Annotated in this window: 14 protein-coding genes; all 14 read right to left on the reverse strand. The window is 52.5% G+C overall.

All coding sequences use genetic code 11. From position 1 onward, the window contains the following. Nucleotides 1–111 precede the first annotated feature (111 nt). A complete protein-coding gene (crcB, locus tag PSE_RS18785) occupies nt 112–492 on the reverse strand; it encodes a fluoride efflux transporter CrcB (RefSeq protein ID WP_008547979.1) in 381 nt (126 codons plus the stop codon). 53 nt (nt 493–545) lie between these two features. Beyond that, nucleotides 546–2,942 (reverse strand): patatin-like protein, encoded by a 2,397-nt coding sequence (locus PSE_RS18790; protein ID WP_041768676.1) that lies wholly within the window; start codon nt 2,940–2,942, stop codon nt 546–548. A gap of 140 nt (nt 2,943–3,082) precedes the next feature. Continuing rightward, the gene (locus PSE_RS18795) at nt 3,083–4,393 is read right to left on the reverse strand and encodes a replication-associated recombination protein A (RefSeq protein WP_014286291.1); all 1,311 of its coding nucleotides are present in this window, start codon (nt 4,391–4,393) and stop codon (nt 3,083–3,085) included. Between the two features lie 56 nt (nt 4,394–4,449). Continuing rightward, nucleotides 4,450–5,895: a Do family serine endopeptidase gene (locus PSE_RS18800; protein ID WP_014286292.1), complete on the reverse strand. Its 1,446-nt coding sequence runs from the start codon at nt 5,893–5,895 to the stop codon at nt 4,450–4,452. A gap of 263 nt (nt 5,896–6,158) precedes the next feature. After that, complete coding sequence (locus PSE_RS18805; RefSeq protein ID WP_014286293.1) at nt 6,159–8,357, reverse strand: methyl-accepting chemotaxis protein; 2,199 nt, start codon at nt 8,355–8,357, stop codon at nt 6,159–6,161. 346 nt (nt 8,358–8,703) lie between these two features. Continuing rightward, entirely contained in the window at nt 8,704–9,138 is a 435-nt protein-coding gene (gene rplQ / locus PSE_RS18810; RefSeq protein ID WP_037036236.1) for a 50S ribosomal protein L17, read from the reverse strand. Nucleotides 9,139–9,217: 79 nt separating this feature from the next. After that, nucleotides 9,218–10,240 carry a DNA-directed RNA polymerase subunit alpha gene (locus PSE_RS18815; RefSeq protein WP_008547854.1) on the reverse strand — a complete coding sequence of 341 codons (1,023 nt, stop codon included), beginning with the start codon at nt 10,238–10,240 and terminating at the stop codon, nt 9,218–9,220. Between the two features lie 80 nt (nt 10,241–10,320). Further along, entirely contained in the window at nt 10,321–10,710 is a 390-nt protein-coding gene (gene rpsK, locus PSE_RS18820; RefSeq protein ID WP_037036234.1) for a 30S ribosomal protein S11, read from the reverse strand. 64 nt (nt 10,711–10,774) lie between these two features. Next, nucleotides 10,775–11,143 carry a 30S ribosomal protein S13 gene (gene rpsM, locus PSE_RS18825; RefSeq protein ID WP_008547985.1) on the reverse strand — a complete coding sequence of 123 codons (369 nt, stop codon included), beginning with the start codon at nt 11,141–11,143 and terminating at the stop codon, nt 10,775–10,777. A gap of 220 nt (nt 11,144–11,363) precedes the next feature. After that, nucleotides 11,364–11,936: an adenylate kinase gene (locus PSE_RS18830; protein ID WP_008547880.1), complete on the reverse strand. Its 573-nt coding sequence runs from the start codon at nt 11,934–11,936 to the stop codon at nt 11,364–11,366. After that, on the reverse strand, nt 11,933–13,273 hold the full coding sequence (gene secY / locus PSE_RS18835) for a preprotein translocase subunit SecY (protein WP_008547409.1): 1,341 nt from the start codon (nt 13,271–13,273) through the stop codon (nt 11,933–11,935). The genes PSE_RS18830 and secY overlap by 4 nt, the downstream gene beginning before the upstream one ends. Before the next feature lie 48 nt (nt 13,274–13,321). Continuing rightward, nucleotides 13,322–13,789, reverse strand: a complete 468-nt coding sequence (rplO, locus tag PSE_RS18840; RefSeq protein ID WP_008547624.1) for a 50S ribosomal protein L15 — start codon at nt 13,787–13,789, stop codon at nt 13,322–13,324. A 19-nt stretch (nt 13,790–13,808) separates the two neighbouring features. After that, nucleotides 13,809–14,003: a 50S ribosomal protein L30 gene (gene rpmD, locus PSE_RS18845; RefSeq protein ID WP_008548093.1), complete on the reverse strand. Its 195-nt coding sequence runs from the start codon at nt 14,001–14,003 to the stop codon at nt 13,809–13,811. Between the two features lie 38 nt (nt 14,004–14,041). After that, nucleotides 14,042–14,605, reverse strand: coding sequence for a 30S ribosomal protein S5 (rpsE, locus tag PSE_RS18850; protein ID WP_008548041.1), 564 nt, complete (start codon nt 14,603–14,605; stop codon nt 14,042–14,044). Between the last annotated feature and the right edge of the window lie 28 nt (nt 14,606–14,633).

The raw sequence follows: 14,633 nt of genomic DNA on the forward strand, positions 1-14,633 counted from the left end.
GCGCTCATTTGGCAGGTGCCGCCCAAACATGCAAGCCTTTCACGCTGATTCAGCGCGTCAAAAACGAAAAACCATCAAGTTTCTATGAGTTTTTGCTGCCAACTTGCAAAATCAGGCGAGAACCTGCCGCGTGATGTAAAGACCAGCAAACAAGGCTGAGACAGACAAGATCACCGAAACCAGCACATACGCAACAGTCGCGATCGGCTCGCCCCGCTCCCACAACACCGCCACATCCAGCGAGAACGTTGAGAAAGTGGTGAAGCCACCAAGGAAACCCGTAGCAATCAGATAACGCAGTTCAGAAGAAGCATTCAGACGCTGTGCGAGAACCTCAACAAAGATCCCCATCAGCAAAGAACCAAGAATGTTTACGGTGACAGTGCCCCAAGGAAAAGAAGGCCCGAGAAGACGTAGGCCGGCCATTGAAACCAGATGCCGACAAACCGCTCCTGCCCCGCCGCCAAGTGCAATCAGGATGAGATTTTTCATGCCTCTTCCCTATCGGATTTTGGTGAGTGTGTCTTGTACAAAGTGCTGTGTAGCTAACATCCCTTAGAGAAGACCTCATCAACCTTATCACGGCATGCCTGCACCAGCTCCGCATGATCCTCCAGATGTCCCTCTTCCTCCTCAAGGATATCAAGGAAGATCGCCCGCAGGTTCATATCATCCCCCGGCGCAATGGGACGGGCTGAACCGTGGCACTGCTGGTAAACATCACGCAGCAACCGCACCAGACGCTCAGCTGCGTTCAGTCGACCCCACAGATAATCATGCTCGCGCCACCCTCGATTGAAGAACGCACCAAACATCTGCAGCTGCGCCCCTTTCAGATCAACACCGCCCGGGCTCAACAGCTGCGCATCCTTAGGGCTGATCCGCCCCACTTCAATCTTCCGCAGCTCAAATGCATCAAGCGCTTGCTGAACCGGAAACATACTGGTGTCGAAGAACGGAAAACCGATATACCCTTCCAAAATGCCTTGTGCAGCTTTCAGATCCCCCAGCTTACCAACACCTTCAAACACAATGGAATCTGTCAGCTTATCCAGATCAGAGAGCCCCATACGCAGGCTGAGCACACCAAGCACCTTGCGCACAGTCTCCAACTGCGGAGACGGCTCTTTGAGCAGTGTGGCCAGATGAATGGTCTCGGTGCCGTAGAACTCCTCTGACCACCGGTTCCGTAAGTTGGCAATCTGCCCATACAGCTCGCGTTTAAACACATCCAGATGACGGGCGAACTCAACAGATCCAGCAATCTCTTCGTGATGGTAGAACTTGTTGATCTGCTCGATCAGGAAGCGAAGCTGGCGGATGCGATAGTCGACATCGAGGCTCTTCAGCTCATTGAGGCTCTTGGCCTGATCCCGCTGCGCCTCCCCGTCTTCCTCCTTGGAAAAGGTCAGCGCTTTTACAACAACCTCTTCCACGCTCTCCCAGGACCACTGAACGACCTCCGCCCCTTTCTCAATACAGCCTTCTTGCTGCACTCCAGAAAGGTTGGAGATCAAAGAAACAACCCGGTGTGCAAGATGCCCCAGTCGCAGCTGCAAGTATCCAGCATTGGCAAAACCAGACTGCTCCATCGCACTCAGCTCAGCCCCTTGCCGCACAACAGAAAAATCACCTTCTGTCTCAGGCAAGCTGCCATGCTTTTCAAGCAGCCTCTGCACTTCCCGGCGCACCATAGGCAGAGCTGCATCAGCCACTTCCTGAATGCGCCGCACCTTCATGTTGATCTGCTCAATCTCCTGCAATTCATCGCCAATCGGCTCATTGCGTGGAATATGAGCAAGTGAAGCAAAGATGCTTTTGAAGAACCCCGGAGGTTCTGGATCGGTTGGCACATCACGATGAGAGAACGGCAGCGGATCCAGATAAAGCAATCGGCGCACCACCTCACGGGCAGCCGGTCGCTGCGCGATGGATTCAATAAGCGGCTCAAACGGCTTGTTCATCACCAGGGAGCCATCGATAAAGATCCGCTCCCCTTCCGCATCACAGTTGGCATGAAGCACATTCGTCATGAATGCTTCGCGCCCACTCCATTCCAGCCCCTGACGTTCCAGCACCCCATCCATCTCCGCAGCACTCATCGGCGGGAAAGCACCGGGAAAGCTGGAGGTGGCCCGTGCAGCAAACACCAGATCAGGAATGAACTCCGCGCTCATCTGGCTGTGCAAACCACTGGAAACCCGATGGATGGCATTGAAGTTCACTATCCGGCGGTGATCCAGCTCCTCAATGTACTCAGGATCATGCAGCGCAATCCGGCGCAGCACACCATGAAAGTCCGTCAGTGTGACAAACAGCTCCAACCGCTGACCATAAGGGATCAACGTCTCACCACGGTCATACTCATCCATGGCACGGCAAGCATCCACCAGCCAACCGGAGTAACGCTCGCCTGAAAACGGAGGCGTAAACCAACGGGAGCTGATGAAGTCCCGCAGCTTGGTACGTGTCTCTTTGTTGTGCGGAACATCGGTGCCGAGAAACACCAGCAGCTTATCCAGAATAGGCGCCAAAACACGTTTGGCATGCTTGCTTACCCCGGAGGTTTCATTGGCCAGCTTGTCCACATCGGCGAGCGACAGCCACAAATCGCTATGGTGCTTGAGTGGAAGATCATGCGCCAGCGCCCGCGCCAACATGATGGCATTGACACCGCCAGCAGAAGCGCCCGAGATGGCATCAATCACAACCCGCAGATCCAGCTGCGGGCCAAAACTCTCCAGAAGATCGAAGTAGGATTTCGCGGAGCCTTCCAGCTCAACGTCGCTCTCAACACCGCGCTCACGGTCGCGGCGGAACTGATGCAAAGCATGAGAGGCGCGTTGCAGGTTGAGCAGCTCACGAGTAACGCCGTGCATGTAAATGGCAAGCGAAACCCCGCCATACAGCACCAGTCCAAGTCTCAGTTCAAGCTGCCTCATTCCACACACCAGATTCTCTTTCATGTCAGTGTGCGAAGAAGGATGCCCGATTGCAAACGGGAAACCCAAACAAAGTTACGTGTAGTTTATGTGTTTGCCTGCAAAGTGCTTTTGGCCCTCGCTAAAACAAGTGGCCAGCCTTACTGGTTGCCGCGTTCTTTTCTCAATCGATCCCAATAGCTCAAGCGCTTCTGAATATCACGCTCAAACCCACGAGCATTCGGCTCATAGTATTTCTGCCGGCCCATTTTCTCAGGGAAATAGTCCTGACCAGAGAACGCATCCGGCTCATCATGGTCATACCGGTAGCTCGCACCATAACCCATCTTCTTCATCATGGTCGTCGGCGCATTGAGAATATGCTTTGGCGGTACCAAAGATCCATGCTCCCGCGCATCCATACGCGCAGCTTTATAGGCCAGATAAGACGCATTGGATTTGGGAGCTGCCGCCAGATAAACCGCAGCCTGCGCAAGCGCATACTCGCCTTCTGGAGAGCCAACCAGCTGATAGGCATGACGTGCCGCATTCACCTGCACCAACGCATTCGGATCAGCCATGCCAATGTCTTCAGAGGCCATCACCGTCAGGCGGCGGATGATGTAAAGCGGATCTTCCCCGCCCTCCAGCATGCGGCACATCCAATAAAGCGCCGCATCCGGATCTGACCCGCGAATGGATTTGTGCAGCGCTGAGATGAGATTGTAGTGACCATCCTTGGTCTTGTCGTAGATCGGTGCCCGCCGTTGAACCACCTCAGCAAGGCGTTCAGTATCAAACACCTCATCCTCACCAGCCGTCCGCCAGACATCTTCGGCCAATGTCAGCGCTGAACGACCATCCCCATCGGCCATCCGGACAAGTGAAAGACGCGCTTCCTCATCCAGAGGCAACTCGCGGCCCATCTCCTCTTCAGCCCGCTTGAGCAGGTCAATCAAAGCATCTTCATTGAGGGATTGAAAGGTGAGCACATGAGAGCGTGACAGCAACGCTGCGTTCAGCTCAAAGCTTGGGTTCTCGGTAGTCGCCCCAACCAGCGTGATGGTGCCATCTTCCATCACCGGCAAAAAGCTATCCAACTGAGCACGGTTGAAGCGATGAATCTCGTCTACAAACAGCAATGTCCGCTTACCTGAGATCCGTCGCCCTTTGGCGCGTTCAAAGCATTTCTTCAGATCCGCAACACCGGAAAAGATTGCCGAGATCTGTTCAAACTCCAGATCCGTTGCATCAGCAAGCAATCGGGCCACGGTGGTCTTGCCAGTCCCCGGAGGACCCCAGAAAATGAGAGACCCAAGAGAGCCGGAACGCAGCATACGGCTTAAAATACCATCTTCACCCAGCAGATGGCCTTGCCCGACAACATCCTCCAGAACACGAGGCCGCATGCGGTCAGCAAGCGGCCTGTCTTCCAGTTGATCCATCCCATTGGCGGAAAACAGATCACTCATGGTCTCTCAATATTCCTCTGCGCAAGCCATGAAGCTATGAACGCTTCAGGACTGCATTATCGCAAACTTACCTGCCGCAGCTGACCATCACGCTTGAAGGTGATGTTCCACGTACGCTGACGCTTGGCTGTCAGCTTGGAAAGGCCTTTGGTGCTTGTCACTTCTGCACCATTGATCTCAACCACGATATCACCGGGTTTGAAGCCGACATAGGCAGCATTACTACGCGCCTGAATATCAGCAATCACCACACCAGAGAACTCGTTGTACATACGCAGCTCTTCAGCCACTGCCGGAGAAAGATTCATAACCCGAACACCCGTAAATGGCGAGTTCCCTTTGATCTCCCGTGTGTCTCTTGCCACAGTTTCCGGCGCACGTTCCAGGCTGATTTCAACCATGAACGGCTCCCCACCGCGCATCACCTCAAATTTGGTGGTACCACCAACCTTCTTGGTGGCAAGGCGATAGCCATAGGCATCCGGATCATCAACCTCTGTGCCACCAACAGAGAGGATCAGATCACCGACGCGAATCCCAGCACGGTCAGCCGGGCTGCCATCCTGAATTCGCGTCACAAGCACACCGCTCGGACGCTCCAGACCTAAGCTCGCCGCAATATCGGAGCTGACAGGCTGCACGCTTGTACCAACCCATGGGCGCCGTACGATACCGCCATCATCCGCAGCAGAGGCAACCACCTCCACCATGTTCGCCGGAATTGCAAAGCCGATACCATTGGAACCGCCAGAACGAGAGAAGATCGCTGTGTTCACACCAACCAAACGCCCTTTCAGATCAACCAGTGCACCACCGGAGTTACCCGGATTGATAGCAGCGTCGGTCTGGATGAAGAACTGATAGTCAGAGACACCCACCTGATTTCGCGCCACAGCAGATACAATGCCCTGCGTCACAGTCTGGCCAACCCCAAACGGGTTACCGATGGCAAGCACAAGATCACCAACCTCAAGCCCATCAGAATCAGCGAATGGTACAACCGGGAAGGCTCCATCAGGATCTCGCACCTTGAGCACAGCAAGGTCAGTGCGCTCATCCATGAGAATGATGTCCGCATCAAACTCGCGGCGATCAGAAAGCGCGACGCGAACCTCATCCGCACCCGCAATCACGTGATGGTTGGTAATGATCGTTCCATCCTCAGAAACGATTACACCAGAGCCCAGAGAGCTCTGAACACGGCTACGGGAGCGTGGGGCAAAGCGATCTGACTGTTCACCAAAGAAACGACGGAAGAACGGGTCATCAAAGAACGGAGAAACTCTGCGACGCTCCTGAACAGTGCGGCTGGCATAAACGTTAACCACCGCCGGCGCCACCTTCTTCACAACTGGGGCGAAGGAAAGCGAAATCTCAGCTTGTGATGTGGGAACAGTCTTCTCATTGGCCAGCGCGCCTGCACCTTGTGACGCAACCACGCCAGATGCACCAAGAACCGCACAAAGAACCAAGTGAGCAGCAGACTTCCTGATTTGACCCATTCTTAAATCCCTTCGGCAAGAGCCCCCACGTCAAAATGATTTTCTTTCAAAAAATTCGGGAGCAGCAGGTTACAGATAAGTCTGCAATATGGAAATGAAAAGGCCAATCTGTCGGTTTTAGGCAGCCAGCTCGTATCCCCGAAAACTCCATGTGGATTTACAGCTTATGGCATTTTGCTTGGCACCAATCACCCATGCCTCCACAAACGCAAAACGCCGGGTCTCCCCGGCGCTTCACTAATCTTAATCAGAACTGGCAGGTGTTACGCTGCTCTGATGTTCTCTAGGTATTCTTCAACCATCACCTTCAGCTCTTCAGACTGATGGGTCAGCTGGTTTGCAGCACCAAGAACATTCTCCGCTTCATGACCAGCATCACTTGCGATCATGCTCACACGGGTGATGGCCTGAGCCACTTCAGAACTACCGGAAGTCACCTGCTGAATGTTGCTGGAGATATCAGTTGCAGTCACAGCCTGCTCCTGAACAGCACCAGCAATCGCGGTGGCCGCTTCATTCACATCCGCAATAACAGTGCTGATTTCCTTGATGGCTTCAACAGCCTTCTCGGTTTCAGCCTGAACGGACTGGATCTGAACACTGATCTCGCCAGTTGCCTGACCAGTCTGGTTCGCAAGTCCTTTAACTTCAGATGCAACAACCGCAAAGCCCTTACCAGCTTCACCAGCACGTGCCGCCTCAATGGTAGCATTCAGTGCCAGCAGGTTGGTCTGGTCCGCAATGTCATTGATGAGGGAGACAACTTCACCAATACGCTGAGCAGCTTCCATCAGACCGTTGACGGAGACCTCAGCCGCAGCAGCCTTCTCAGCTGCCTGCTTGGACACGTCAGCGGAACGACGAACCTCACGGTCAATCTCACCAACCGTTGCAGAAAGCTCTTCAGCAGCGCCAGCAACAGCCTGAAGGTTCATCAGAGACTGCTCAGAAGCAGAAGACACAGTCTGCGCTTCAGTGTTGGTCTGCTCAGAGATGCTTGCCATGCTCTTCGCAGTGCTTTCCAGATTGCCACCTGCATCAGTCACAGTGGTCAGGATATCACGAACGCCCACATCGAAGCTCTCATTGAGAGCATCAACACGCTTCACACGTTCTTCCTGTTCCTGCTGTTCCCTCTCCTGCTTCTCATCCAGCTCTTTTGCACGAACCAGACCAGCCTGGAAGGATTTCACTGCACGGCCAATGTCACCGATCTCATCCTTGCGCTGAGCAGAGATGATTTCAACATCCAGATTACCGTTAGCGATCTGCTTCAGGTTGAAGGAAAGACGGTTCAGCGGAGTAGACAGGCTACGCGCCATGAAGATGCCGATCGCAGCAACAATAGCCAGAACGATCAGACCGCTGATGATGATCTCTTTGGCAAGTGCATGAACCACAGCCAATGCTTCGCTCACGCTTGTCTTTGCGACAATAACGGTTGGCAGTTTCTCGAAGCCAAGTGGCAGTGCCAGAACGAACTGCTCCTGAACTTCCGCAAAGCCCACATTGGTTTCTGGGTTCGCACGCAGATCTGCAACAACCTTCTCAACAACCTCAGGATCATCCTTCTTCACCAACGCAGTTGGAACATCAGAAAGTGCCTGGTTGGAAAGGATGGTGCCATCGATGCGTGCCAGATAGGTCTGACCAGTCTCACCCATGTTCTCACGATTTTGCAGAACGCTATCGAAGAACGAGGAGTCGAGACGTACAGTGATCACGCCTTTGAAGACCACCTGACTGAAATCTTCAACAAACACTGGCGCAGAAATCAGAAGGGAAGCAGCATTTCCATCCGGCTCATACTGAGCAATCTCGGAATAGATCACATCGCCTTCAGAGGCTTTCGCTGCTTTGTTGAACTCCTGGCTCAACAGAGATCCAGAAAGCTTTCCTTCTTTCACACTCTCAAGAAACTCTGAGGACTTGGTTGCGGAGTAGATCACCAGACCATTTGCGTCCATGATCAGAATATCCGCATACCCGCCACCAGTGACGCTGGCAACGAAGTCTGGGTGAACCACCGCATGACGCCATGAGTAAAGCGTCTTGTTACCGTTGCCGGTCAACTGCAAACGCTCAGCTGCTGAAGACCCACTCTTCTGGAAGTAGCCAAGGATGTCTTCCTTGTCAGCACTCAGAGAGTCCATGGATGCCAGCAAGTCGGTCATCGCAACGCGCATGGCGTTACTCTTAACCAGACGTTTGATATCACTATCAACACGCTCAAGCTTTTCGTCGAGCGTATCCCGACGAGCCTGAGCCACAAGAACCAGCTGTTTCTTGCTTGCTTCAGTCAGCGCGCTTTCCGCACGCGTATACCCAAGGAATGCCACGACGGCACTCGCAATAATTGCAAGTCCAACCATGATGAATGGAAGACGAACAGCAATACGATTAAAATAATTTTTGACTCTTGGTGAGGATACAGAGCCGCTCTCATCAGATTTAGAACGCATATTAGCCCCCGAGTAATACGTTGGGAGCATAGTCAGGCCATAGTGTTAATCTCTGCTTAAAACAAATATTTAAATGCTTTTCAAATCGAAGAAATCTTAAAATACCAAAGCCATTTAGCCGAATTTCTTCACGCGGCTAGTCTCTTTCTCCACCAGCCTAAGTTGCAATGCCTAGCGCACAGTGTGCACCACACGCAGATCCCGTTCCACCTGATAAAACTGCCCTAACGCGACCCTGTGATCCCTTCAGGATTCTCGATTTCAGGCGTCCTCAAGGTGAAATTCGTTCAGGCAATAAAAAAGGGTGCCCGGAGGCACCCTTTTTAAAATCGCTTATGCGAAAAGCTTATGCAGCAGCTTCAGTTGCTTCCGCAGCTTCTTCTGCTTCAACGCGTGCACGGTCTGCAGCGCCTTTAGCTTCTACGTCGCGGTCAACCAGCTCGATAACAGCCATTGGTGCGTTGTCACCATGACGGAAACCAGCTTTCAGTACGCGAGCGTAACCACCCTGACGGTCCGCATAACGCTCTGCGAGGGTATCAAACAGCTTGGATACCATTGCAGTGTCGCGGATCTGGGAAATTGCTTGACGACGTGCATGCAGGTCGCCGCGCTTGCCCAGAGTGATGAGCTTTTCGATGATTGGACGCATCTCTTTTGCTTTCGGAAGCGTCGTTACAATCTGCTCATGCTGGATGAGCGAAGCTGCCATGTTAGCGAACATCGCTTTACGGTGGCTTGACGTCCGATTGAGCTTGCGGCCGGATTTACCGTGGCGCATGGCCCTCTCCTTTGTTAAGTCAATTGCGATCTGCTTCAGACCGCCGGAACCTCATGCAAAGCACTCGGCTCCTGTTCCTTTAATATTGGTGGTCTTCGTAGCGCTTAGCGAGCTCATCGATATTTTCTGGTGGCCAGTTTGCCACTTCCATACCGAGATGCAGACCCATCTGCGCCAGAACTTCTTTGATCTCGTTGAGAGACTTACGACCGAAGTTCGGTGTGCGAAGCATTTCTGCTTCTGTCTTCTGAATGAGATCGCCAATATATACGATATTGTCGTTCTTCAGGCAGTTTGCCGAACGTACAGACAACTCGAGCTCATCAACCTTCTTCAGCAGTGCTGGGTTGAACGCAAGTTCTGCAACTGTGTCTTCCTGAACTTCACGCTGTGGCTCTTCGAAGTTAACGAAGATAGACAGCTGATCCTGCAGGATACGAGCAGCGAAAGCTACTGCATCTTCAGGGATCACAGATCCGTCAGTTTCTACAGTCAAAGTCAGCTTATCATAGTCAAGAACCTGACCTTCACGGGTGTTCTCAACCTTGTAAGAAACCTTCTTAACCGGAGAATACAGGCTGTCAACCGGAATCAGGCCGATTGGAGCGTCTTCTGGGCGGTTAGCGGCAGCAGGAACATAACCCTTGCCGGTGTTAACAGTGAATTCGATGCGAACCTCCGCACCTTCATCAAGGTTACACAGCAGCAGACCTGGGTTAAGAACCTCAATGTCACCTACAGTTTCAATGTCACCAGCGTAGACCGCACCTGGACCCTGCTTACGCAGAACCATACGTTTTGGTCCCTCGCCTTCCATGCGAAGCGCTACCTCCTTGATGTTCAGGATGATGTCGGTCACATCTTCACGAACGCCAGGAATAGATGAGAACTCATGGAGAACGCCATCGATCTGAACTGCGGTCACTGCAGCACCCTGAAGGGAGCTAAGCAGAACGCGGCGCAGTGCGTTACCAAGAGTCAGGCCGTAGCCACGCTCAAGCGGTTCTGCAATCACAGAAGCTTTGAAGCGTGCATCATCGCCAGCACGAATGTCGAGTTTGGTTGGCTTGATAAGCTCTTGCCAGTTTTTCTGAATTGTCACGTTTAAATACCCTCTGGCTATCCCGTAGGCCTAATGGCCAACAATTCCTTGCCTGGGTGGAAAACTTGCCTAACGAACTGTTAGACGCGGCGACGCTTGCGTGGACGGCAACCGTTGTGCGGGATCGGAGTTACATCACGGATAGATGTAATAACGAAACCTGCAGCCTGAAGCGCACGCAGAGCGGATTCACGTCCAGAACCTGGACCACGTACTTCTACTTCGAGAGTACGCATGCCGTGTTCAGCAGCCTTACGACCAGCGTCTTCGGCAGCGACCTGTGCAGCATAAGGGGTAGACTTACGAGAACCCTTAAAGCCGAGCGCGCCGGCAGACGACCAAGAGATCGCGTTGCCCTGAGCATCGGTGATGGTGATCATGGTGTTGTTGAACGTAGAGTTCACATGCGCGACACCAGAAGAAATGTTCTTCCGTTCGCGACGACGCACACGCGTCGAATCTTTAGCCATTCTATTTCCTAACTTCGATATCTTCACCGCCGTAGTGCGGCGGCTCCACCGGATAACCGGCTAATTACTTCTTCTTACCAGCGATCGCTTTTGCAGGACCCTTACGGGTACGAGCGTTGGTATGAGTGCGCTGACCACGAACAGGAAGACCACGACGGTGGCGAAGGCCACGGTAGCAACCAAGGTCCATGAGACGCTTAATGTTCATTGCAGTTTCACGACGAAGATCACCTTCTACGGTGTACTCAGCGTCGATTGCTTCACGGATTTTCAGAACTTCTGCGTCAGAAAGTTCGTTAACACGACGTTCTGCAGCAATACCAACTTTGTCGGTGATTTCCTGCGCAAACTTCGCGCCAATGCCATGAATGTACTGCAGCGCGATAACTACGCGCTTATTCGTCGGAAGGTTGACGCCAGCAATACGTGCCACGTTTATTTTCTCCAATTACGAGGGAACGGTTGTCCCCTCTCCCATTTTTTGCCGATAACACACCAACAACCTGGCAGGTTGAAGGCGCACCATCACACAGCAAAAAGATCAGCCTCGGTTTCCCAAGGAAAACCGGCGCCAATCGATTATGGTGTCGATGTGCGCCGGCTATACTTTATTATAAAGGCAAGCGCAAGCGCCTGCCTTCAAAAAGCACGGATTAAACCGTGCTCAAAATCGTATCGATCTCTGCAGCGACTTCGTCAACGGACTTCATGCCATCAACGGTCATCAGCATGTTCCGCTCACCGTAGTACTGAATGAGAGGAGCTGTTTGCTCGTTGTACACTGCAAGACGCTTCTTCAAAGACTCTGCATTGTCATCGGAACGCACCTCAGCACTCTCACGAGCACGGGTTTCAATACGTTCAAGAAGGATACCTTCGTCAACTTTCAGCTGAACAACAGCATCAAGTCTCTGGTTCTTCTTCTCAAGCAGTTCGCCAAGAGCGTCAGCCTGAGCAATGGTGCGTGGGAAACCGTCAAGGATAAAACCTTTTGCGCAATCAGCCTGATCAATACGATCAGAAATGATGGAGCAAATCAGGTCATCAGATACCAGTTCACCACGTGTCAGAACATCTTTGACCTTCAAGCCGACTTCGGTTTCAGCCGCTACAGCTGCACGAAGCATGTCGCCAGTGGAAAGCTGAACAATACCATGCGCCGCAACAAGTCGACCTGCCTGAGTGCCTTTACCAGCACCAGGAGGGCCAAGAAGAATCAATCTCATCTACGTTTCCCCCTCAACTTCGTCTTCTTCACCAAGCCCTCGTACTGATGAGCAAGAAGGTGTCCCTGGATCTGAGAAACGGTATCCATGGTGACGCTAACAACAATGAGCAGAGACGTACCACCGAAGTAGAACGGCACACCCGTTGCTGAGATCAGGAACTCTGGCAACAAACAAATGAGAGTAATGTATATTGCACCGACAACCGTAATGCGAGTTAGCACATGGTCAATGTACTGCGCAGTACGTTCGCCTGGACGGATCCCTGGAATGAAGCCACCATGCTTCTTGAGGTTGTCTGCAGTCTCCGACGGATTGAAAACAATCGCAGTGTAGAAGAAGCAGAAAAAGATGATTAGTGCTGCATAAAGAACCATGTAGGCTGGTTGACCGTGACCCAGCAACGCAGTGACAGTCGTCAACCACGCCATAGAACCAGTGGAATCACCGGTCTGGAAACTGGAAACAGTCGCTGGTACCAGCAACAAGGAGCTTGCAAAAATCGGTGGAATAACACCTGCCGTATTGAGTTTGAGTGGCAGGAACGAAGTGTTCCCCTCAAACATCTTATTGCCCTGCTGACGACGTGGATACTGAATCAGCAAACGACGCTGTGCACGTTCCATGAATACGATAACGCCGATAACCACGACTGACAGAATAACAACTGCCAGAATGATCGGAGTTGCAAGAGCGCCCTGACGACCAAGTTCCAAAGTGGAAGCAATCGCAGAAGGAAGCCCGGCAACAATACCGGCGAAAATGATCAAAGAAATGCCGTTACCAATGCCGCGTGAAGTGATTTGCTCACCCAGCCACATCAGGAACATAGTACCACCAACAAGGGTAAGAACTGTTGCAATACGGAAGAACCAGCCCGGATCGATAACAATGTTCGTGCCGGCTTCAAGACCAACGGAAATTCCGTAAGCCTGGAAGGTCGCCAGAATCACTGTACCAAAACGTGTGTACTGGTTGATTTTTTTCCGGCCCTGCTCACCCTCTTTCTTCAGCTGTTCCAGTGTAGGAACAACGGAAGTCATCAGCTGGATGATAATCGACGCAGAAATGTAAGGCATGATGCCGAGGGCAAAAATAGCCATACGCTCGACAGCACCACCGGAGAACATATTAAACAGGCCAACAATGCCAGTCTGTACGTTTCCGAAGGCCTGTGCGAGCGCGTCAGGATTAATTCCAGGCAGAGGGATATAGGTTCCGAATCGATAAACCAAAAGCGCGCCTAGCGTGAACCAGATTCGCTTCTTCAGTTCCTCGGCTTTAGCAAAGGCAGAAAAGTTAAGGTTTGAAGCAAGTTGCTCGGCTGCAGAAGCCATTCCGCGCTCCGGTCAGTTTGGATACACCCCGAAAAAAAGACAAGGCTGTTAAGCCTTGCCTTCCTTGATTACGACCTTGCCGCCTGCTTTTTCAACTGCTGCAACAGCAGTTTTGGAAGCGCCAGCAATTTCGAATGTTACAGCGGTTTTCAGTTCACCGTCGGACAGCAGACGAACGCCATCCAGAACGCGGCGAACAACGCCAGCTGCTACAAGTGCTTCAACAGTAACCGGTGCGGAAGCGTCAAGCTTGCCTGCATCGATAGCTGTCTGAACACGACCCAAGGACACAATGTTCAGGTCCTTAGCAAAGATGTTGGTGAAGCCGCGCTTAGGAAGACGACGATGCAATGGCATCTGGCCGCCTTCAAAGCCCTTGATAGCAACACCCGAACGGGACTTCTGACCTTTGACACCACGGCCACCGGTCTTGCCCTTACCAGAACCGATACCGCGACCTACGCGGGTACGATCCTGACTTGCACCCGGGTTATCCCGGAGTTCGTTGAGCTTCATGATAGTTCTCCCGGTCCGCTTATGCTTCGTCTACAACGCGAACCAGATGCTGAACCTTGCGGATCATGCCACGTACTTCTGGAGTGTCCTTCAGAGTACGACGACGATGCATCTTGTTCAGGCCCAGACCAACCAGCGTTGCGCGCTGATCAGCAGGACGGCGAAGCGGGCTACCGATCTGTTCGACTGTTACAGTCTTTTCAGTATTAGCCATGACACTAACCCTTGTTCTTCAGTCAGCAAAGCTAAGGCTTACGCCTCAGCCTTTACTGGTGCCGCATCATCGTTGTCACGACGACGAGCCTGCAAGGAAGATACCTTGAGACCACGACGTGCTGCAACAGAACGCGGGCTGTCTTCTTTTTTCAGCGCATCGAAGGTTGCACGAACCATGTTGTACGGGTTGGAAGTACCGAGGGACTTCGCAACAACGTCCTGAACACCAAGTGTTTCGAACACCGCACGCATTGGACCACCAGCAATGATACCGGTACCAGCAGGAGCTGCACGAAGTACAACTTTACCTGCGCCGTGACGGCCTTCAACATCGTGGTGAAGAGTACGACCTTCACGAAGTGGTACACGAACCATAGTACGCTTAGCAGCTTCAGTTGCTTTGCGGATGGCTTCAGGCACTTCGCGAGCCTTACCGTGACCAAAGCCTACACGGCCCTTCTGGTCACCTACTACTACAAGAGCAGCGAAGCCGAAGCGACGGCCACCCTTAACTACTTTAGCGACGCGGTTGATGTGAACAAGCTTATCGACAAATTCGCTGTCGCGCTCTTCACGATCCCGATTATCCTGTCTCGCCATAATAATGTTTCCCGTTCTCTAGGAGCAC

This window comes from Pseudovibrio sp. FO-BEG1 (genome assembly GCF_000236645.1).
Classification (GTDB): Bacteria; Pseudomonadota; Alphaproteobacteria; order Rhizobiales; family Stappiaceae; genus Pseudovibrio.